Source organism: Pseudoalteromonas tunicata, assembly GCF_002310815.1.
GTDB classification, from domain to species: Bacteria; Pseudomonadota; Gammaproteobacteria; order Enterobacterales; family Alteromonadaceae; genus Pseudoalteromonas; species Pseudoalteromonas tunicata.
Map to the genome: position 1 here is coordinate 675,964 of NZ_CP011033.1, position 21,155 is coordinate 697,118.

Consider the following 21,155-nt stretch of genomic DNA (forward strand, 5'->3'; position numbering starts at 1 on the left):
ATAGCTCCTTTTTTGTATTTAAAACGCCACAACCTATCACTTTTTAAAACTCGCAATGCTCAGTTCACATTACGCCCATAAAAGTTAGCTAGCTAACTTTCGATAACAATCTGTAAGTCACTAACTATTTATCCAAATAGATAAATTAATTGCTAATTGCCTGATTAAGATCAATATTTTGGTAGTTTAAATAAGCTAGATTACAAAAGCTTGTCTCCATGTTTATAGATGGTTTGGCCAAGGCAAGCCCGCTAGATATAAACATTCACAAATTTAGTTTTCTCACTGATGTTCCTGCTAGTTAATCCTATTACATGATTTTGGAGTCATTTTGAATATTTTTCCAAGTAGTCCGCTCGGTCGAAAGCTACTGTATGCAATATTATTATTCAGTGGCGTATTTGCTTTAATAAGCTCTTTTTTGTTGATATGCCATGACTATAAACAAAACATTAAGCAACTTAATGCACGGTTTGATATTGTTCAAAAAAGCTATTTGCCTGCACTTGGTAACAGTGTGTGGGATTTTGATGACCAACTTATCAATCATCAATTGAATGGGATCATTCATTTACCTGATATTCAGTATGCACGTTTGCAATCAAACTTAGGGACTACCTGGTACGCGGGAGAATTGAGTCTTACCTATCAAGAAAAAAAGCAATTTGAATTATTTCACGATGACGAGCAAGTCGCGACGTTAACGGTTATCGCAAATATGGGGAGTATTTATAGTGATTTAGTGAGCAAAGCTATTTTGATTTTATTGATGCAACTCGCTCAAACAGTATTAATTGGCTTAGTGATTTACTGGTTAGTTAATCAGCTGATAACACGTCATGTAGTTAAAATCACTGACTTTGCCGAACGTCAAAATTTTAGCGCTCCAAACGACACCTTGAGCTTAGATAGAAATCGAAGTTGCAACGATGAGATTGACCGATTAGTTCAAACACTCAATACCATGCAGCAACGTTTTAGGCGCGATTTATTAACCATTGAGCAGCAGCAAACTAAGTTATACAACAACATTGCACAGCTTAAAAACGCAGAGCAATTGGCTCAGCTAGGTTGGTGGCGATTAGATCCTACTGATAACACGGTATTTTGGTCAAAAGAGTGGCATAAAATTCTCTCAATGTCTGCCAAAGCAACTGCTAGTCATCAAGCCTTTATGGATCTCATTATTGATGAAGATGCTGAGCAAATATCTGTGGCATTTGACACGCTTTTTCAGCAACATCAATCGTTTAATCTTGAGCACCGAGTGAGGTTAGCAACTGGCGAAGAAATTTGGCTGCATCATGTCGCACAAGTAAGCCATCACGAAGATGGGTATTTCTTTATTGGGACAATTCAGGATATTACGCTACGTAAACGTAATAATCAGCAGCTTGAGCTGGTTTTACGGGTCTTTGAGAATATGAATGAAGCGGTACTGATCACTGATGGTCAGCAAAAAATTGTTAAAATAAACCGCGCTTTTACTGATATTACGGGATACGAATTGTCTGACTTACACGGAAGTACTCCCAGTATTTTAAACTCTGGTCGCCAAAATGCTGAGTTTTATGAAAAAATGTGGGCGTCCATTCAAGAACAAGGACACTGGCACGGTGAAATGTGGAATCGGCGTAAAAATGGCGAAGTGTTTCCTGAATGGTTAAAAATAGCCACCATTTGTGATGAGAATAATAAAGTTCTTTATTATTACTCTATTTTTTCAGATATCAGCGAAAAAAAGCGCACTCAAGAATTAATGCGTTTCCAGGCTAACTTTGATCATTTAACCGGTTTACCTAACCGTACTTTAGTGTTTGAACGCTTGACTAATTCAGTCAAATTAGCCAAACGTGCCAATCAAGAAATGGCCGTTTTATATATCGATTTAGATATGTTCAAATTGATCAATGATAGTAAAGGTCATTTGGTAGGCGATGAGTTAATAAAGCAAGTTGCAGATCGTTTTAAAAGTGTCATTCGTTCTAGTGATATTTTGGCACGAGTAGGGGGCGATGAGTTTGTCATTATTGCTAATGCAATTACCCCAGAATACAGCGCAGAATTAGTTGCAGATAAACTTCAAGCGGTACTCAAAGTACCTTTTATGATTGGTAATGAGCGTTTGCATACCTCAAGTAGTTTAGGTATTGCGTTATATCCATTTGATGGCATAGAAGCCGGTACTTTGCTGTTAAAATCTGAGCAAGCTATGTATCAAGCCAAAGAATTAGGTCGGCAAAAATCCCACTTTTATACCGATACTATGCAACAAGCGGCAAAACGTCGTCAATTGGTTAAAGAAGCGATGTTATACGGCTTAGAGCAAGATGAATTCTATGTGCAGTTGCAGCCAATTGTCTGTGTTGCAAGCAATAAAGTGACCAAATATGAGTCACTCGCTCGTTGGAATTCTAAAACCTTGGGACAGGTGGCCCCCATAGAATTTATTGCGGCTGCGGAATATTTTGGCTTAATTGATCAAATTGGTTTTTTGGTAGCGCAAAAGGCCTTAATTGCAATAGAAAAAATTAATACCGCAACGCATCAAGTGGCTCAAGTAGCCATTAATCGCTCGATTAAAGAATTTAGTTCAACTCAAGTTATGCCTTTGTCTGAGTTAATAAAACAAAGCAATGTCCCTCCCAGTTGGGTTATTTTAGAGTTAACTGAAAGTGTGTTAATGATTGAGCAACTTACCAACAATCACGAAATATTTTTATTACGAGACATGGGAGTCAAAATTGCTATCGATGATTTTGGTACTGGTTACAGCTCTTTGAGTTATTTATCTAAATTCCCGGTCGATATGTTGAAAATAGACCGCAGTTTTATCGCAAATATTGAAACAGATCCATCGGCTAGACGCTTAATTGACACCATTTTAAAGCTCGCCGAAGGCCTTGATTTGGAAACCGTAATTGAAGGCATAGAAACACAAGCCCAACTTGATTTTATCTCAGAATTGGGCGCTACCTATTATCAAGGTTATTACTTTTCTAAACCTAAACGTGTAGCGACGTTATTAGAGGAAATTACTAGGAGTGTAAGTGACTAGAATCTGTTTGTTTTTATTGTTATGCGTGACCTGTTCGGCTGTTAGTAAACCGATAGTCATTGGCAGTTATTTGATTCCAGGTTTAATTGAGAGTACTTCAACTGGGCGCTTAATTGAGTTACTCAAAGACATTGAACAGATCACACATCTTGAGTTTGAGGTTAAGCTTTATCCAACTAAACGTGTGCAGTTGATGTTTCAGCAAGGGCAGTTATCGGCTTATTTTCCTGAACTCGAAGCGCAACGTAGTTTTCCATCTTGTCGCACGGCTGCATTTATGGAGAAAAAAATTGTAGTATTTAATCGTTTATCTGAACCCATGATCACGGATATTAAACAATTAAAAGGTAAGCGAGTTGGCGCGGTTCGTGGTTTTTCTTACGGTAAAAATATTACTCATAATCCAGATTTAACGATTGAATGGGTAAGTAACGACGAAGTGAATTTAAAAAAGTTACAAGCGCGAAGAATTGATGCATTTGTTGGCGATTTAAGCTCAAGTATCAACGCAATCAAAATGTTACAGCTAGATAATGAGGTACATTATAATCTGGCACAGCCAATTAATGAACTTGATGTCTTTTTTATGTTTCAACAAGACTCGCAATTAGGCGCTGTCTGTAACCAAGTGAATGAAGCTATCTTACGGTTAAAACAACAAGGTAAATTAGATGATTTGTTTTTGAAGTAAATAATTTCACTTTTAGTTTAATTACTCTAAAGAAACAAAAGTCGGTTGAGTTATCATGCCGTTCAAGTTAATTTATTAGAAACTAACAGATGATGAAGTCGATGAATAATAATAAAATATCTGATGATTTGATGGTGCAATTTGAGCAGTTAAAGAATGCAACTATCACGATGGCACCTTCATCAACTGCAGCGCGGGTTGAGCAACTTAAACAACTCAAAGCTGCACTTTTAGCACATCAAAATGAGTTACTCCAAGCATTAAGTACTGATTATGGTCAGCGCAGTGATTTTGACTCTTTTATGGCTGATCTTTTACCTTCCATACAACATCTCAATTATACCCTTAAACACCTATCAAAATGGATGAAACCCGAGCGTAGGCATACGGGGTTGTTATTATTGCCCTCAAAAGTGGTAGTCGAAGCTTTTCCTCTGGGGGTTGTAGGGATTATCGTTCCTTGGAATTTCCCGATTAATTTAGCGTTTGCGCCTTTGATTACAGCTATTGCGGCCGGAAATAGAGTGATGTTGAAGCTGAGTGAATTTACCCCGCATACGAATCAAGTGATCCGAAAAATTTGCTCACCATTTATAGCTGATTTAATTGAAGTTGTTGAAGGCGAACGTGAAATCAGTGAACAATTTTCAAGCCTGCCTTTTGATCATTTATTTTTTACCGGTTCAACAGCTGTTGGGCGTATGGTCATGGCAGCTGCGGCGAAAAACTTAACGCCAGTGACGCTTGAACTTGGCGGTAAATCACCGGTAGTTATTACGCCTGATATGCCAATTAAGGTCGCTGTGGAGCGCCTTATTTTTGGTAAGTGTTTAAATGCAGGGCAAATTTGTGTGGCACCAGATTATGTATTACTTCCTAAAGGTAAAGAGTTAGCGTTTATTGCACAGTTTCGTGCAGCGTTTAAGCGCATGTATAAACAAGGTTTAGCAGACTCTGATTACAGTTCTATTATTAATCATGCTCAATATCAAAGGCTTAAGAACTTATTAAGTCAAGCCGAACAGACAGAAGCCATTATTAGCTCCATTGCGGAGCCTGCATTTGATGATGAGTTACACCGCTTAGCACCACATATTATTTATAATATTGACACGAATAGCGCATTGTTGAATGATGAAATTTTTGGTCCTTTACTGCCAATTGTATTTTATAACACAATTGAAGAAGCAATCAGCTATATCAACAGTAAACCACATCCACTTGCACTTTATATTATGTCGTTTGATAAGCAACTCCAGCATCAAATCCGCACCCAAACGCGAAGTGGAGCCGTGATTATTAATGACACTGTAATGCATGTAGCGGTTGATGATGCTCCGTTTGGTGGTGTTGGTGCATCTGGAATGGGTCAGTACCATGGTAAAGAGGGTTTTCTAACGTTTAGTAAAAGTCGCACAATTTTTAAAAGTTATGCTTTTAATCCAAGAACCTGGTTAATTATGAACGCCAAAAACATGATGATGAAAGTGATTAAACAGTTATTTGTAAAGTAAAGGTGTTTATCTGTGAGTAAACACCCTATTAGTCGTGAGTGGCAAGTGACAAAAATGGGCAAGCGTTTTTGTCACTTAATCAATTAGATCCTGCGGCCATCAACGTATTTACCGGCCACAATTTGTTGGTAAATTTCTTCTGCTTTTTCTTTAGCTAGTTTAATTTCACTTGGCGATAGTTTACGTTCGTCAAGTTTACGACTTTGGCTTGCGTCTTTGTTACCATTAAACTCTGCGATTGTATTCCAAATGTATGATTTGGAAATACTCTTTGGGGTCCCTAAACCTTCAAAGTGCATCAGAGCCAGATTAAATTGTGCCAGAGTATAGTTTTGCGCCGCCGCTTTGGTGTACCAATCAATGGCTAATTCATAATCTTTTGCAACACCAATACCATTGGTATAAAGCACACCTAAATTAAACTGGGCCGCTACAACACCTTTTTTTGCCGCTTGCGTGAATAATTCAGCAGCTTTTGAACTATCAACTTTGACACCTTTTCCATCTTGGTACAATACAGCGAGTGCAAACATGGCATCTTCATAACCAAGTTTCACGGCTTGTTCGTATAAAAGCACTGCTTGATTATAATCGCGAGCGACACCATGGCCATTGGCGTAAAGATCTGCCAAGTAATAAATGCCTGGCGCGTAATTATTTTGTGCTAGATATTCAAATTCAGCTTTTGCTGTTTCAAAATCACCAATATTGGCCGCATCAATACCTTTTTGTAAGTCTGCAAAAGTAGTGGTACTGAACAACATTGCGCTTATAAAAAAAGTACTTAAATATTTGATTCTCATATTTATATCAACCATTAGTAGGGTATGAATTAATTTTAGCTTGCTCAATAGTGCATAGCCAGTGATGAATCGGTTTATTTGTCAGTAAATGTAATTTATTGAATTTTTTAAACGCCAACTTGAGGCAGTTGCGCTAGTAATTGTTCAAAATCAAGTTGACTAAGGGGCTTTGAAAAATAATAACCTTGAATATAATGGCAGCCTGCCTTGGCTAAAAAAGCCAGTTGCTCGGCTGTTTCTACCCCTTCAGCTGTTATTTCAACTTCTAACGATTTTGCTAATTGTAGAATGTTTTCTAACACTAACTGACCTTTTTTGTCTGTCATTCCCAAGCGAATAAAACTTTGATCTATTTTAAGATGCTCAATGGGTAATATTAAGATGGTCTGTAAATTTGAATGCCCAGTACCATAATCATCAATGGCAACTTTAATTCCTGCTTTTTGCAGTTTACGCATATTAAGTGCTGTGCTTTCAAAATCTTCAATTAAGCCATATTCTGTTACTTCAATTTCTAATAAATGAGCTGGTACGTCATATTCGCCGACTTTTTCAAAAATGTATGAGATTGTCTTATCATCAAATAAATAACGTGAAGATAAATTAATTGAAATAGGTAATACAGTTAGACCTTGATTGAGCCAAAAACGTATCGTTTCGCAGGATTTTTCTATTACAAACCGGTCAATTTCAGGCATTAAATGGCTTTGTTCGGCTAAAGGAATAAAAGTGCTTGGGGGGATAAACTCATTATTTAGTTTCCAGCGGATCAACGCTTCGGCAGATGCGGGTTGATGGGTTAAGGCATTATATTTTGGCTGAAAATAAAAAAATAACTCATGTTGTTCAATTGCATGTTCAAGTTGTTGGCAAAGCTGAGCACGCTGTTTTACCATCTCAACCCATGCTAAATTAACATCGATAAAACTGCCTCTGCCATGTTGTTTTGCATCTCGTAGTGCAACTTCACTTTGCTGAATTTTTTCGTTAATTTCATCACTATGATTAAGTTCTGACTGACAACAGCAAAATGAAATTCGCACCGCTATTTTATCAATCAGCACTTCTTTATTGAGTAATGAATTGAGCTCTATTTGGGTGCTGAGTTTATCTGATTGGGTGAGCAAAATGAAACGGCCTGCTTTTATTCTAATGATTAATAAATTTTCGCAGCTTAAAGTTGCAAGGTTTTTGGCAAATGATTGAATAATTTTATCGCCAAACTGCACGCCAAAACTATCGTTTAATAGTTTGAGACTATCAAAATCAATGAGATTCATAGTACAAGGTAATGAAACCGAAGCTATTTTTCGTTTCAAACCATTAACGTTCAATAAGCCTGTGAGTTGGTCGATAAATGCCAGTTTTTCTATCGAATTTTTATAAGCAACTGCTTCGGTAACATCTTTAATAAATGCGACATAAAACTTTTCATCGTTGTTACTCGATTCGGTAATTGTCAGTTCAATAGGGACGCATGAGCCATCTTTTTTACGTCCCTCGACTTCTCTAATTTTATTTAATATACCTTGGTGTGCTTTTTTATTATTTGCATGATAAAGACTTTCATTATGCATTTTTTGAAAATGCGCTGGGATAAGGATCATGATATTACTACCAACGAGCTCTTCAATTTTTTTATAACCAAAGATGGTTGCAGCCCGTTGATTTGTATTAATTATCTGACCTTGTTGATTGATACTGATAATACCGTCATTGGAGCTTTCTATAATCAGGTGAGAGTATTTTTGCTCAGTTTGTGTATGCTCTATCTCATTTTCGATTAAATTGAAGGTATCGTTGATTAAGGTTTCTAAACGGTTAAATTCATGATGCTGATACTCAGGTAAACGCATTTTATGGTCACCATCAAGATAGCATTGTAAGGCTTGTTCTAAATAACTTAAGCGATGAGTTAATTTAATTTTGATTAAATAAAACAAGCATAATGCAGTGAAGGTCATGCTTAATAGGTAAAGTAAAATATTTCGCCAAAATATGTTTGAGGCTAAAAAAAGTTCATCTTTGATATTGATAGTTAAAATCAACCAATATTGATTTTGGCTGTGCAATTCAAACTCATCAATCGGAACAAAGATATCCAGTAGCGCATCATTTTTTTGTTGATAAAACTCAATTGTATAAGGTTTTTGGGTCTGTAATTGAAGGCGATCAAGTAATTCTAAGTTGTACTCACCTAAGGTTTTACCTTCATATCTTAACTTAGTTGAGGCAATTATTTTGTAGTCAGATGAAACAAAAAGCACATTCTCAGTATGCTCTTATTCAGATTCGATGGTGACCCAGTTTCTAATTAATGCCCAATCCTGATGTTGTATCGCTGACAGTAACAGATTTCGTTGCTCTGTAAGTATATGTTGGTAGAAGCGTTTAGCGTTATCAATAATCAAAGGTTTTGTAACCGTATTGTGTACGATAATAAATAGCAACAATGCAAACATAGACGTTATAAATACGACTGCGATTGGAATTACGCTTATTTTAATTTTCATTTATGGCATTCAAATACAGGTTATTAAATAAATCATCACACTCACATGGCGATGAAATGACACCGAGTTTTAATAATATACTTTCGTATTTCTTAATCGATTCATCTAGTTGAGTTTTATTATTAAAAAAAGCGAGCTGTTGTTTAACCGAAGGCAGGATTAGTTCGTCGAAACTTGTTCGCAAATCTACTTCTGAGAGTTTTAAGCGCGCATTTAATAAAGGAAGGTATCCGGCTAGGTTGAGTTGAATAAGATTAAATTCTTCATTATAACGTCTTAAAAAAGCCGCAATACGTTGTTTATCTTGATATAAATTGCTTTTCTTGTTGATAATAAGAACAGCAATAATTTCAAATGGGAGTTGTTTACTATCAAACAAAACATGGCCTCCGGTATTTAAAATCATTGATTTTTCTGGTTCAAATGTAATGACTGCTTCAACCATGCCGTTGAGTAAATATTGTGAGTGATTATTTACCTCAAGTGATAGAGTGATAAAATCTTCTTGTTTGAATTGATTTTCCTCTAAAAAGCGTCCATAAAAGTAAGCGCCTAACGCGCCTTGTTCCACTCCAATTCGTTTGCCTTTTAGTTGACTGATATCTGTAATATTTGATGCAGAAACTAACGCATCGGCCCCATTAGAGAAATCGAAAATTCATATTATTTCAATATCAACGTGTTGGCTTTTAAGTCTCACAGCTTCATCGAGAGTTACAGCTGCTAAGTCAAGTGTGCCTTGTCTTATGCCATTAAGAACCTGACTTGTTGAGCGATATTCAATAAAGCTGACATTTAAGTCTTTAAAAGCACCTTTCTCGTTAGCAACATATAAGGGTTCATAGCCTGGCCATAAGTTGGTGCCAATAGTGATTTTAGTTAAGTTAGGTTGTTCACAGGAGGCTAAAATAATTATTAATAAGATTAAAATGCTGTGCCGCAAAGTGTATCCTCGCTTTTCTAATAAAGCATAGTCCAGACTGTTCATTGTGATAGGAAAAACAATAACACAATGAAAAAAACACTTTTAATAAGTTAATGGAGATGTTTTATTTGGTTTTTAAAGGGGCCGTTTAGAAGGTAAATCAAAAGGTTTATGTGTTTCGGGCAGCCATACACCAGTACCTGTTGCTGCAATATGGTTAAGATTACCGGACAATACTTTATTGCCGACATTTCGAGAGGTTTCAGGGCGACTGACTAAATAGCCTTGCACACATTGAATGCCTAACTTTTTAACTAATTCAAATTGGTTGGCATGCTCAATTCCTTCCGCAACTACTTTTAAATCAAGCTCTTTACCAAGCTCACTAATAGAATTTAGAATTTTATTGTACTTAGGATTGTCGTTGGCTTGGTCAATAAAAAGCTTATCAATTTTGATAATATCAATGGGCAATTCAGCTAAAGTACTTAAAGAGCTAAACCCGGTGCCAAAATCATCAATTGCGATGAGTACACCGGCTTGACGTAGTTTTTCGAGCTCTTGGATCACCACATCTGATGCTTCAATAAAACAAGATTCGGTAATTTCAAGCATCAGAGCATGGGCAGGTAAACCTACTTTATCAATAGTTGCCATCACCCAGTTAAAAATAGGGCGATGTTTTAACTGTACAGCAGATACGTTGACAGAGATCCTTACTTTACGCATTCCTGCGTTATACCATGCTGACATTTGTCGACAAGCTTCATGCAATATCCAATCGCCTAGCTCTAAAATTAAGTTAGACTCTTCTGCAATAGGGATAAATTCGGCGGGACTGATATTTCCTTCAATTGGATGTGACCAACGCACTAAGGCTTCAAAATAGTCAATACTGCAATCTTCAACATGAACAATAGGTTGAAAAGATAGAGTGAAATTTTGGCTTGCTAGCGCCAAACGTAATTCTTCTAGTAGGTAATGGTATCTGCGCATATTACTGCCCATTTCTGGGGAGTACACTCTAAATATGCCCCGGCCATCGGTTTTGGCTCGGTACATAGCGACATCAGCCATTTGCAATAAAGCATAGGCTGATGAGGCACTGTCGGGAAAAATGGCGATGCCAATACTGGCACCAATTTTAATAATTTTATTGCCTAATACAAAGTCACGTTCGACTTCGAATAAGACACTTTGTGCAACTTCAACAGCGTGTTCAGCAAGGGTGTCACTTTCAATAAAAATTGAAAATTCATCACCACCCAAACGAGCTAAATTGAGTTCTATCATGGTGGTTGGATGCTGGTGGCTTAAATTATGATTTCGGATCACCGATCTTAGGCGTTCTGATACTTGAATAAGTACTTCATCACCAAAACTATGGCCAAAAGAATCATTTACTTGTTTAAAGCCATCAAGGTCTATAAACAACAGTGCTTTTTTGGCTTGATTTTTTTCTGCATCATTGAGTTGCTCTTGAAGATGAGCAAGATATGCATGACGGTCAGCTAAGCCGGTAAGTTTATCTTGGCAAATATGAGTTTGAGTTTCTTGTTGATAATTTAATACTCGTTCGTTAAGCAAAGTTAAGGAATGGCTTAGTTGGTTTAAACTACTGCTATTTTGATGGTGTGACGAAGTTGAAATTTTAAATACAGCTAATAAAACCTCAGTTTGCTGATTGAGGTGAGTGATGGTTTTTACTTGTTTTACCTTTCGTCTTAGCGAGAGATATAAAGGTAGACAAAACGCGCTCAAAATAATCAATAGTAAAGGAATATTAGTAAAAAACATGACCTTGCTAAACATCGTTTTAAATTCGATCACTTTAAGCACATCGTTAGTTTTATTTATCACCAAATACAATTCATCTGCGTGGGAAACGATATCTGAATTCCAAAAAAATGCCGAGAGTAGAGGGTGCTTTTGGAGTTGTGTTTCATTTTCATTTAGGGTTTGAATATAGGCTGGAAACATATCTTTATGTAATACACCAATGCCTTGTGCAAAAGAGAGCATAAAAACGATATAGGCAATAATGAGGCTACAGAGTAGGACAAGACATGATTTTAAGATGTTGTATTTTGTCTTCACGTCCCATAGCCCTTTTTATACATTTAATTTACTAAACAATATTTTAGACGATTATCTAGGGTTTATTATAAAAGCACATAATAAGTCAAACCATCTAGCTGTTTTATAATTAAGTCGCTTTTTTTTATCTCTATATAATTGATTGTTAATTTATTTGTAAATATGTGTTTGTTCTAATTTACAACTATACTGGGCGAGAAATCAAATTCTCGGGGCGTATCACATGAATCATGTAACAAAAATAGCTACAATCGGTTTGCTCAGCTTTTCTCAGTTTAGTTTTGCAGATGTATCGAGCACCGTTGCTCTTACAAATAATTACTTATTTAATGGTATTACGCAGACAGATAAAGATCCTGCATTACAAGTCTCCTTAGATTGGGCCAATGATGAGGGCTGGTATTTAGGAACTTGGGCTTCAAATGTTGATTTTGGTGATGATACTGACATAGAAGTTGATTTTTATGGTGGTTATGCATTTGAACTTAATAGCGAAATGTCTGTTGATTTAGGTTTTGCTCATTACACTTATCATGGTGGTGATGACAGTTCTGATATTAATTATACCGAACTTTATTCAAAATTTGCGTTAGGCAATGCAGAAGTTAATTTTTGGTATAGTCCAGATTTTGTTGGCTCTGATGCTGGGCATTTTATTGCGATGTTTAATTATAACTTTCCTATTAGTGATGAATTAAATATACAAGCGGGTATCGATTACTCAAAAAGCCTTGATGATAAAAAATACGAGTGGCAAGCAGGAAAAGATAATTACCTCCATTACCAAGTTTCAGCCAATTACGCTTATTCAGGATTTGATTTTACCTTAGGGATACATCAAACCAATCTAGATGCCTACGACGATACTAGTGTTCAATTAATGGTCGCACGCACTTTTGCTTTTTAACCTTAACTTGCCAGAGATGGGGAGCAAGCGCTGTCCATTTCTGGTTTTTCTCGTGTAAAACCAATTATTCTTTGATGGATATTGTATAGACGAGCGCAAAATGATTGCTGCTGGGCAATTATTTGGCTGCAAAAGCTAGTCAATGAAAACCTTCACCTAAAAATAATGGCCAATGAGCACCCTCACGTTGAGACTCAACCAAACAAAGTTTTATTAGGCAGGTTAACATATAAACTATCCAAAACAATTTAAAACTATAAGCCATTAAATCTATGGTAATTTATGGACTAAATCTTGGTTTTAAGGTCTGCACTTTTCCATATTAATTATTGCGGTTGGTTAAACTAGCCTTGATGATTTTCGATCAGTTGGTTTTGTATTTGTTATGTTTTAGTGACGCGCGATGTTCGAAATGAATATTAAAGCGCTTAATGAAAAGAATATTTGAACCCTTACTAATAAATCGACGATCTAATACTGAGAATAAAGAGGCGCCGAGGAAGAGCAATTAGAGTAATTGTATGCCTAGCAAAATGAGCAGAAGAATCTTAGTTATTTTTTGCATTATTTCTCCTTTAAATCAGCTCGAAATAAAACCTTAGTATAATCTCGCGAATACGAATTGTTTACATATGTTAAATCTGCTCAATTGTATTTCATAACGAGTTATAAATTGTTTATTGCAAACCTATTCATTATGTACCCCATAATTTCGCTGTAAAGATGAATATAATTTCAATTATAATGAATGCTGATTCTTGTCCCAATTTCATTGGCTTGTTATTCATTTTTATTCATGTTTTTCTGTGTTTACATAAACACAACAATTGTATCATCGGGGATGCTTAAACTATGTTCAAACCTAGCTTGCTAACTTTAGCGATTGCAGCTGCACTTACTTCACCTTTATCAGTATTGGCTGATGAGGTTGGAGCTAATAAAGAGAAATCGTTAGAAGTCATTGAAATTACCGCAACGCGCAGAAGTGGCTCAGTACAAGAAGCGCCGCTCAATATTACAGCTTTAGATGCCGATTTGATGAAAGATCAAAATATCAGTGAGCTTGCGGATATTGCTCGTTGGGTACCTGGTTTAACAATTACAGACCAAGGTGGGCGCTCAGGATCACCAATTATCGTGCGAGGTTTAAATACTAATTCTTCCGGTCCAGGTTCTGATGGCGGCACAGTAGCCACTTATATTGGTGAAATTCCGGTTTCAATCGATATGCGTTTGGTTGATGTAGAGCGAGTTGAGGTACTTATTGGCCCACAAGGTACGTTATATGGCGCAGGTACCTTAGGCGGTGCTATCCGCTACATGCTTAAATCACCGGATTTAGACCTAACGACAGCAGAAGTATATGGCGATTTATTCCAAGGTAAAGAAAGTAATAATTTAGGTGGTGAAACAGGTTTTATTGTAAATTTACCGCTAATTGAAGAAAAACTTGCTATTCGCGCCAGCCTTAATTTTTATGAAGACCCAGGCTTTGTTGATTACAATTACGTGGTCCGTGAGCCTGGCATATCGCAACCAGACATCGATTGGACAGACAGCAGTGCCCTTGCTAATAACTTCAAAAAAATGGCAGACGCTAATGGTGAAACGACAACTACAGGACGGGTATCTGTGCGTTGGAAAGCAACAGATTGGCTCGATGCGACTTTAAATTATTTTTATCAAAAACAAGACACTGAAGGGCGGTCAATTGTGCACCACAATGCACTTAACCCAAGCAATGGCCTTAATTCAGTGATTGGAAAATATGAATCGGCTTATCGCTATGATGAACCGCGCGATAAAGAAGATTCGCTATTAAGCCTTGAACTAAAAGCCGATTTAGGGTTTGCTGAACTTGTTTCGGCCACTGGTTTTTCAAGTTTCGAGGCGGTTGGGCAACGAGATCAAACAGACTTATTAATTCGTCTTGATTATGGCTACGAAGAATTTCCTTCATTTTCTGCTTTTACCCGTGAAGAGCAAGAAGAAGAGACGTTTACGCAAGAAATCCGTTTAGTGTCACAAGGTGATTCGCCACTCAGTTGGATTGTGGGTGGTTTTTATAACAGCTTTGAAAGTGATTCAACCAGTAAAGAGTTTACCCCTGGGTTTGGTGAGTTTGCTGTTGAAAACTTTGATGGTGAGCAAGCTCGCCCTGATAATCTAGAATATTACTCGGTAGATCGCAGCGATGTGACAGAACAAGCCATTTTCGGGGAAGTCTCGTATGCTTTCACTGAAGAGCTTACCGTTACAGTCGGTGCCCGTTTGTATGAATACGAAGTAAATTCAGAGTCTGCTGTTGATTTCCCTCTGGCCAATACGCTTTTTTCAGGAGCGGGGGTCAATGACATTTCACTCAACTTTAAAGAGATAAGTGCCTCAGATAACGGAAATTTATTCAAATTTAACGCTAATTATCAATTAAGTGATACGGTAATGGCGTATTTGACTGTCAGTGAAGGTTTTCGAATTGGGGGGTCAAATGGTTTAGCGCCATGTCCAGACCCACTACCAGATAAACAAATTGGCTGTGGTCAACCCGCTGAAATGCTTTATACCGCCGATACCACCACAAATTATGAAGTTGGTTTTAAAAGTACATGGTTAAAAAATCGAGTTCACTTTAATGCGGCCTTGTTTAACGTGGATTGGGATGATGCGCAAATTGCTGGCGCGACCGTGGTAGGGCAGTTACCCTATACATCAAATGCCGGTACAGCCAATGCCAAAGGCATAGAAATTTCATCACGTGCGATGCTTACTGACTCAATCACTGCGTATGCGACCTACGCTTACACTAAAGTTCAATTAACATCTGATGCGCCATATTTGTTTAATACTGACGGCACCGATGGCGGTGTGGATGGTGACAGATTGCCGGGTTCGCCAGAAAACCAGTTTTCATTAGGGGTGAATTATCAAACCGATTTATATGAAGATAAAACCCTTGATATCAACTATGGGTTTACTGCGCAAAGTGATTCAATTTCTAAATTGGGTTTGCATGCCAACGGAGAAACGTTACCAGGATATGGCTTGAGCAATATTTCAGCGAAAGTAACTGCTGATGTTTGGTCGGCAACGGTTTACGTTAATAATTTGTTTGATAAATATACTTATACATCTGTGCGCCGTGATGTGGCTGATATAACCACTGCAAATGGTGCTGAAATCCAACGTAACTATGGTCATTATATCAACCGACCTTTAACTGTGGGTATTAAGTTTAATTATCAATTTGAACTTTAATCCCATCATGCGTTAAGCTAAAAGCCCAAACTGAGTTTGGGCTTTTTTATAAATTAAATAAGATGTTATATGCCACACTCTGCTGCAATACTTCATCAACATGCACTAAAAGCGTTACAAGCGGGTGATATTCGCCAAGCTCACACTTTACTGGTTAATTTAGTTACCCTCGACCCAAAGCACGCGGATGGCTATTTTTTATTAGCGATGGTGAATGTGCAGGTTGGGCAAATAAAAAAAGCCATTAGCTTGATTGAAAAAGCACTCGGCTTTAATCAAACGATTGAATATTTAGCACATTTAGCAAAATGTTATGCTTTGAATGGTCAAACTATCGAGGCTAAAAAAATAGCGCTATCAATTACTATCGATAACGTGCCGACGGGGATCATTGCCGATACTCTTGGGGTGACGTTGACACAAATAGGACTTTATCAAGCAGCGATGCCTTTTTTTAAAAAAGCAGTGACGCTGCAATCAAGCAATGCACAGTTTTATTATAACCTTGGGGTGTGTGCAAAATTTATGGGTGATTTTAGTCTGGCTGAACTCGTATTTGAGCAAGCGCTGAGCCTTAACCCTAAGCATCATCAAACCCATTTTGCCCTCGCTGATTTAATTAAAGTCACAGCAAAAAATAATCATATTGAGCGTTTAACAAGTGCTTTTATAGCGGCGATTCATCCTGATGCACAATTACATTTAGGTCATGCGCTGGCAAAAGAATACCAAGATATTGGTCATTATCACGCAGCTTTTAAAGCCTTGTACGATGCAAAACAAGCGAAATGGCAACAGCAACCTTTTGATGAAAAAAGCGCAAATGCTTTGTTTGCGCACATTAAACAACTGAGTGGCTTGAACCAGCAAACATCTCACATTGGATGTGAAAGCCATGAGCCTATTTTTATTTTGGGCATGCCTCGCTCAGGCACCACCTTAGTTGAACGGATTTTATCGAGTCACTCAGAGGTTACTTCAGCTGGAGAGCGCCAAGATTTTGGTTTAATTGTGAAACAACTTGCCAATACTCCAAGTAGCTCGGTACTTGATTGTGATACGATAAGTCAGGCTTATTTGGCCGATTTTAAACAAATGGGCGAGAGGTATTTAGCTGCAACGCGTGTTGTAACAGGCGACAGCGCTCATTTTATTGATAAACTACCCTTTAACTTCTATTACGTTGATTTAATTCGTAAAGCACTACCAAACGCTAAAATTATTTGTTTATTACGTGATCCACTCGATACCTGTATTGGTAATTTTCGCCAATTGTTTACCATTAATAACCCGTATTATGCTTATTCCCTTGATTTAATGACCACTGCACGGTTTTACCAGCAGTTTCATCAGCTAATATGCCATTGGCAAACGGTGCACAGTGATGCGGTAAAAATAGTGCGTTATGAATCGCTGGTGGCCGAACCTGAGAAAGTAACACGGGATTTGCTGGCGTACTGTAATTTACCTTGGCAAGACTCCTGTTTAAATTTTCACTTAAATCAGGCGCCAGTTTCTACAGCGAGTAAAATGCAAGTACGAGAACCCATTAACGATAAATCGATTGGGCGTTGGAAAAAATTTAAGCCCTATACCGATGAGCTTGAAGCATTTTTTAATGAGCACTCTCTTATTTAATAGCCGGTTTTGCCCGATAAAGCCCAGTTAGTGCCGCAGCGATAAACTGCGCCTCATTACCAAAAGACGCATTTTTATGTGCATCAATAATATATTGTTGATTTTGGGGCTGTGTAAGTAAGCGGTTGTATGCTGTGATGGCTTTTTTACCGATGGGCGATTTGGCGCAAGCAATAAAACCAAGCACACTTTCTTGCGCTTCATACAGCTGATGAAAGCTAAAGTTGGTTTTATCTTTACTATTTTCATCGATAAATGTCGCAGAATATTCAATCACAGCATCCACCTTGTGTTTACGAAGCATTTCGCGTAAACGCGAAGCAGAGTCCTTACCTGCAAGCCATAAAAATTGCTCTTTATGCGTCATTAAAAAATCATCAATGTGCTTACCATAAGAGCGCCCCTCAATTACACCAATAAGTAAACCATAATCATTAATCGCTTGTTCTAAATTGACCGTTAAAGGCAAATTAAACGATGGTGATGTTACAAGGCGCTGCGGAGGAAAAGCAGTCATAGGTAATTGGCTAAAATATGCAAAGGGCTCGCGTGCTGGGTTTTTCACTTTGTTGTATAAACAGACATCCGGCTGTGTTTCTAATTCACGCCACTCACGTAAACGGCTCGCAGGGATAAAACTAATGTTAAATTGTGGATGCATTTGTTGATTTAAAAATAACAAGGTAGAAAAATTCATCTCAGGCTTAACATGTGGCTCGATACGAAGCACATCAGACACAATTTTGATCTCAATCGGGTCAAGGTCAGCGCTTCTTGCGTGGGTAGAAAATGTCTCCATGACAATTAAAATAGTGAGCAGGAAAAAGTAATGCATAAAACACTTCATCTTACAGTCAAAGGCATTTAAAGTGTAGGTCTAAAAACGGCGCTGTGCCTGCGATTAAAGGAAGATAAATGGCTGTACTTGAGTTAAAAATTTACCCTTTGCTAGTATTATTATGCTGTGCGTTTATCAATGGTGTTCTTGCCTATTATTTTCCAGCTACCCATTTTACCACTGTGCTTTATTTTATGTGGCCAGGTTTATTGCTTTGCGGCCTTGGGTTACCCCTTGTTGGTGCATGGCAGTTTAAGCAAGCTCAAACTACAATGCAGCCTAACGATCCCAGTCAAACCACAGAGCTGGTTACGTTTGGCATTTATCGTTTTACCCGTAACCCCATGTATTTAGGTTTTGCGCTCATATTGTTGGCGCAAAGCTGTTTCTTAACCAACCTTTATACCTTAATTGGTACCGTGATTTTTGTGGTTTATATCCATCGTTTTCAAATTATTCCAGAACAACGAATGTTACTGAATCATTTTGGCCAAGTGTATAGCGATTATATGCAACGTGTTAGACCATGGATTTAAAGCAATTCATGGTCAAAATTATGATGCGTCAGTGCTCGTTTCTTTGATTTCATGGCGTGGATAACGGATAAAAACCTTCAATTTATTATGCACACCCTTTTCTTGCTGCAGTTGTTGCCCAATGAGCCGCCATTGTTGCATGCAGATGGCCCAAGGGTTGGTGCTGTCGCATGCGCCTATAATGCCATAGCGAATGGTGACATTGGCTTGTTCTTGGGCATAAGTACCAAATAACTTATCCCAAATGATTAATACTCCTGCAAAATTTTTATCGATATAACCTTGATTAACCGCGTGATGAACACGGTGATGAGAAGGAGTATTAAAAATGAGTTCCAGCCAACCTAATTTATTGACAACTTGTGTATGAACAAAAAACTGAAACCCAAGGTTTATAGCAACAACAGCAAACACTAATTTTGGGTCATAGCCAATTAAGATCATCGGTAGCCAAAATAACCACATACCCACTAACGGATAAAAAAAACTTTGCCTAAATGCGGTAGTGAAATTCATTTTTTTTGAACTGTGATGAACGACATGCGCAGCCCAAAACCACTGAATGTGATGGGAAGCGCGATGAAACCAATAATATAAAAAATCCTGGATCACAAAGGCAATAACTAAGTTGATAAACGAGAAGCTAATTTCAAAAAACGCATATTGATGGAGCCAATAAAAAACAGGCATTAATAACAACAATGCCAGTGCATCAGTGGCTTGATGCGTCAGGGCAAGTACAATATTGGCAACAGAATCTTTTAAATCGTAAAAGTGCTTATATTTTAAGATTTCCAGTCCAATAAACAGTAAAAAAATGGGGCTTAGCGCCAATAAAATTAGTTCAACGGCCATCGCAGTACGCTCTTAATTTAGCTAAAGCACGGCTGATATCGTGTTTTATAATGAGCTTAACTAACCAACTTGGTTGCCAATTTAATGCCTGACATTGGATTGAATAATGAAGCTGGCAGCCTGTTGTCAAAGGCGTTGCCCAAATACGCGCTTGGTGATTTTTAACCGGGCCTTGGCCTTCAATGTGATATTCAATAGTATGTGCGTCAGAAAAATCGATTTTTTCAATAAAAGTATGGCCTCTTAAGGTCACTTGCCTGCGTATTTCTTGATTCGGTGATGTAAGGCACTTAAATTTGGCATTAAAAAAACGGCCCAACTGTGCGTGATCTTTTAATGTATCGATGACAACTATTGCTTGGCAAGCAAATGGCATAGTTATAAAAATGTTAATCATTCGAACCCACTGCATCCTATTTTCGCTGATTATTGACTAGCATACTGGATTGATAACTGGCAGACTTGGGGGGAAACGACAAAATTTTGTCTTTAGGCGACAATGTATGACGACGACCTCTGATCTTTATTTTAGTAGTGTGCTCAGTTATCTCGCTCTGAATAATGTAGATAAACACGAATGTTTGGCTGCTATCAATTTTAGCGAGTTTGATACATTAGCCAAAGGCAGTCGTGTCTCGGTAGCACATTATCAAGCATTACTGCAGCTTGGCGAATCACTTACAGGACAAAGCTTATTTGGTTTTTATTTAGGCCAAGAAATCCGCACTGCAGATTATGGAGTACTTGGTTATCTTGTTGAATCAAGTGATACTTTGCAAAATGCCATTACTGCTTTATTACAATACGACAGCTTGGTTGCAGATATTGGTAAAGCGCAGTATTTACAGGATCATCACAAAGCGAGTATTCGCTGGACGCCTTATAATCAGCTCTGTAAACAAACGGTACTTCGCAATATGACTGCTTGGGTTGCTGTGGTGCGCAAACTGATAAATCCATCATTAACACCATTGCAATTACAGCTGGTACATACTCTGAGTGAACCCGATTGCGCGCAGCTTGCCGCTTGGTTTAAGTGTCCTGTAAAAACCAATTGTGAATTTAATCAAATAGACTTTCCATTGGCGTATCTTGATTTACATTTTGCAAGTGATAATCCGATGATGCATCAGGTGCTCAAGCAATTATCCCTTGAACAGCTAAATCAACTTCATAGTAAACAAACCGTTGCTCAGCGATTACTCAGTATTTTGATGAGTAAAACCGATTTATTAGGCCTTAATCAAGAGCGAATTGCAGCCGCTTTAAATTTTACGCCTCGCACTTTACAAAGACGCCTTCAGCAAGAAAATACCAGTTATGCGCTATTACTTGATCAAGAGCGCAAGCGGCGTTGTGAGCAATTAATGCAAAAATATAAATTGGGCGCTGTGGCAGCCGAACTTGGTTTTAATGAGCAAAGTTCATTTAATCGTGCTTTTTTACGTTGGTATGGCTGTAAACCTTCAATTTACAAAAAGCAGCTACAAGCGCAATCACAAATAAGTTACTGACGTTATATGTT

16 protein-coding genes are annotated in these 21,155 nt (G+C 37.7%); 8 read left to right on the forward strand and 8 right to left on the reverse strand.

The features are described from left to right. The first annotated feature begins 331 nt into the window (after nt 1-331). The 3 genes from PTUN_RS20335 (at nt 332) to PTUN_RS20345 (ending at nt 5,263) form a co-directional block, all read left to right on the forward strand. The gene (locus PTUN_RS20335; RefSeq protein WP_009836829.1) at nt 332-3,058 is read left to right on the forward strand and encodes an EAL domain-containing protein; all 2,727 of its coding nucleotides are present in this window, start codon (nt 332-334) and stop codon (nt 3,056-3,058) included. Next, complete coding sequence (locus tag PTUN_RS20340) at nt 3,051-3,749, forward strand: substrate-binding periplasmic protein (RefSeq protein ID WP_083781229.1); 699 nt, start codon at nt 3,051-3,053, stop codon at nt 3,747-3,749. The genes PTUN_RS20335 and PTUN_RS20340 overlap by 8 nt, the downstream gene beginning before the upstream one ends. A 101-nt stretch (nt 3,750-3,850) precedes the next feature. Further along, nucleotides 3,851-5,263, forward strand: a complete 1,413-nt coding sequence (locus PTUN_RS20345; RefSeq protein WP_009836827.1) for a coniferyl aldehyde dehydrogenase — start codon at nt 3,851-3,853, stop codon at nt 5,261-5,263. An 83-nt stretch (nt 5,264-5,346) separates the two neighbouring features. Here the strand turns inward: PTUN_RS20345 and PTUN_RS20350 are convergent, their stop codons facing one another. The 5 genes from PTUN_RS20350 to PTUN_RS20375 all read right to left on the reverse strand — a co-directional run bounded on the left by PTUN_RS20350 (nt 5,347) and on the right by PTUN_RS20375 (nt 11,526). Next, entirely contained in the window at nt 5,347-6,066 is a 720-nt protein-coding gene (locus PTUN_RS20350) for a tetratricopeptide repeat protein (protein WP_119081733.1), read from the reverse strand. Between the two features lie 107 nt (nt 6,067-6,173). Further along, nucleotides 6,174-8,333: a putative bifunctional diguanylate cyclase/phosphodiesterase gene (locus PTUN_RS20355; protein WP_009836825.1), complete on the reverse strand. Its 2,160-nt coding sequence runs from the start codon at nt 8,331-8,333 to the stop codon at nt 6,174-6,176. Between the two features lie 235 nt (nt 8,334-8,568). Further along, on the reverse strand, nt 8,569-9,237 hold the full coding sequence (locus tag PTUN_RS20365; protein ID WP_083781228.1) for an ABC transporter substrate-binding protein: 669 nt from the start codon (nt 9,235-9,237) through the stop codon (nt 8,569-8,571). After that, on the reverse strand, nt 9,238-9,522 hold the full coding sequence (locus PTUN_RS20370; protein WP_040643448.1) for an ABC transporter substrate-binding protein: 285 nt from the start codon (nt 9,520-9,522) through the stop codon (nt 9,238-9,240). It abuts the gene before it with no gap. Nucleotides 9,523-9,639: 117 nt separating this feature from the next. After that, nucleotides 9,640-11,526, reverse strand: a complete 1,887-nt coding sequence (locus PTUN_RS20375; RefSeq protein ID WP_009836821.1) for a putative bifunctional diguanylate cyclase/phosphodiesterase — start codon at nt 11,524-11,526, stop codon at nt 9,640-9,642. Nucleotides 11,527-11,824: 298 nt separating this feature from the next. Between PTUN_RS20375 and PTUN_RS20380 the strand changes: the two genes are divergently transcribed. From PTUN_RS20380 to PTUN_RS20390, 3 genes are all read left to right on the forward strand, one after another. After that, nucleotides 11,825-12,508 (forward strand): TorF family putative porin, encoded by a 684-nt coding sequence (locus PTUN_RS20380; RefSeq protein WP_009836820.1) that lies wholly within the window; start codon nt 11,825-11,827, stop codon nt 12,506-12,508. Nucleotides 12,509-13,360: 852 nt separating this feature from the next. After that, nucleotides 13,361-15,763, forward strand: coding sequence for a TonB-dependent receptor (locus PTUN_RS20385; protein ID WP_009836818.1), 2,403 nt, complete (start codon nt 13,361-13,363; stop codon nt 15,761-15,763). 69 nt (nt 15,764-15,832) lie between these two features. Further along, on the forward strand, nt 15,833-17,401 hold the full coding sequence (locus PTUN_RS20390; RefSeq protein WP_009836817.1) for a tetratricopeptide repeat-containing sulfotransferase family protein: 1,569 nt from the start codon (nt 15,833-15,835) through the stop codon (nt 17,399-17,401). On the opposite strand, the gene PTUN_RS20395 is transcribed toward PTUN_RS20390, so the two are convergent. Then, complete coding sequence (locus PTUN_RS20395; protein WP_040643447.1) at nt 17,394-18,236, reverse strand: hypothetical protein; 843 nt, start codon at nt 18,234-18,236, stop codon at nt 17,394-17,396. The two genes, PTUN_RS20390 and PTUN_RS20395, sit on opposite strands and share 8 nt — an antisense overlap. Nucleotides 18,237-18,316: 80 nt before the next feature. Between PTUN_RS20395 and PTUN_RS20400 the strand changes: the two genes are divergently transcribed. After that, nucleotides 18,317-18,775 carry a methyltransferase family protein gene (locus PTUN_RS20400; protein ID WP_009836815.1) on the forward strand — a complete coding sequence of 153 codons (459 nt, stop codon included), beginning with the start codon at nt 18,317-18,319 and terminating at the stop codon, nt 18,773-18,775. A gap of 18 nt (nt 18,776-18,793) precedes the next feature. Here PTUN_RS20400 and PTUN_RS20405 read toward each other — a convergent pair whose 3' ends face one another. Both PTUN_RS20405 and PTUN_RS20410 read right to left on the reverse strand, forming a co-directional pair. Beyond that, nucleotides 18,794-19,630, reverse strand: a complete 837-nt coding sequence (locus tag PTUN_RS20405; RefSeq protein WP_009836814.1) for a sterol desaturase family protein — start codon at nt 19,628-19,630, stop codon at nt 18,794-18,796. Further along, complete coding sequence (locus tag PTUN_RS20410; protein ID WP_050760000.1) at nt 19,620-20,027, reverse strand: SRPBCC family protein; 408 nt, start codon at nt 20,025-20,027, stop codon at nt 19,620-19,622. The genes PTUN_RS20405 and PTUN_RS20410 overlap by 11 nt, the downstream gene beginning before the upstream one ends. Before the next feature lie 106 nt (nt 20,028-20,133). Here PTUN_RS20410 and PTUN_RS20415 point away from each other — a divergent pair, with 106 nt between their 5' ends. Then, the gene (locus PTUN_RS20415; protein ID WP_009836812.1) at nt 20,134-21,144 is read left to right on the forward strand and encodes an AraC family transcriptional regulator; all 1,011 of its coding nucleotides are present in this window, start codon (nt 20,134-20,136) and stop codon (nt 21,142-21,144) included. Nucleotides 21,145-21,155 lie beyond the last annotated feature (11 nt).

Bases quoted from the DNA above. Each gene is read 5' to 3' on its own strand.
- PTUN_RS20345 (WP_009836827.1), top strand. From the start codon at position 3,851: ATGAATAATAATAAAATATCTGATGATTTGATGGTGCAATTTGAGCAG.
- PTUN_RS20350 (WP_119081733.1), bottom strand. From the start codon at position 6,066: ATGAGAATCAAATATTTAAGTACTTTTTTTATAAGCGCAATGTTGTTC.
- PTUN_RS20375 (WP_009836821.1), bottom strand. From the start codon at position 11,526: ATGCTCTCTTTTGCACAAGGCATTGGTGTATTACATAAAGATATGTTT.
- PTUN_RS20380 (WP_009836820.1), top strand. From the start codon at position 11,825: ATGAATCATGTAACAAAAATAGCTACAATCGGTTTGCTCAGCTTTTCT.
- PTUN_RS20385 (WP_009836818.1), top strand. From the start codon at position 13,361: ATGTTCAAACCTAGCTTGCTAACTTTAGCGATTGCAGCTGCACTTACT.
- PTUN_RS20390 (WP_009836817.1), top strand. From the start codon at position 15,833: ATGCCACACTCTGCTGCAATACTTCATCAACATGCACTAAAAGCGTTA.
- PTUN_RS20395 (WP_040643447.1), bottom strand. From the start codon at position 18,236: ATGCATTACTTTTTCCTGCTCACTATTTTAATTGTCATGGAGACATTT.
- PTUN_RS20400 (WP_009836815.1), top strand. From the start codon at position 18,317: ATGGCTGTACTTGAGTTAAAAATTTACCCTTTGCTAGTATTATTATGC.
- PTUN_RS20405 (WP_009836814.1), bottom strand. From the start codon at position 19,630: ATGGCCGTTGAACTAATTTTATTGGCGCTAAGCCCCATTTTTTTACTG.
- PTUN_RS20410 (WP_050760000.1), bottom strand. From the start codon at position 20,027: ATGATTAACATTTTTATAACTATGCCATTTGCTTGCCAAGCAATAGTT.
- PTUN_RS20415 (WP_009836812.1), top strand. From the start codon at position 20,134: ATGACGACGACCTCTGATCTTTATTTTAGTAGTGTGCTCAGTTATCTC.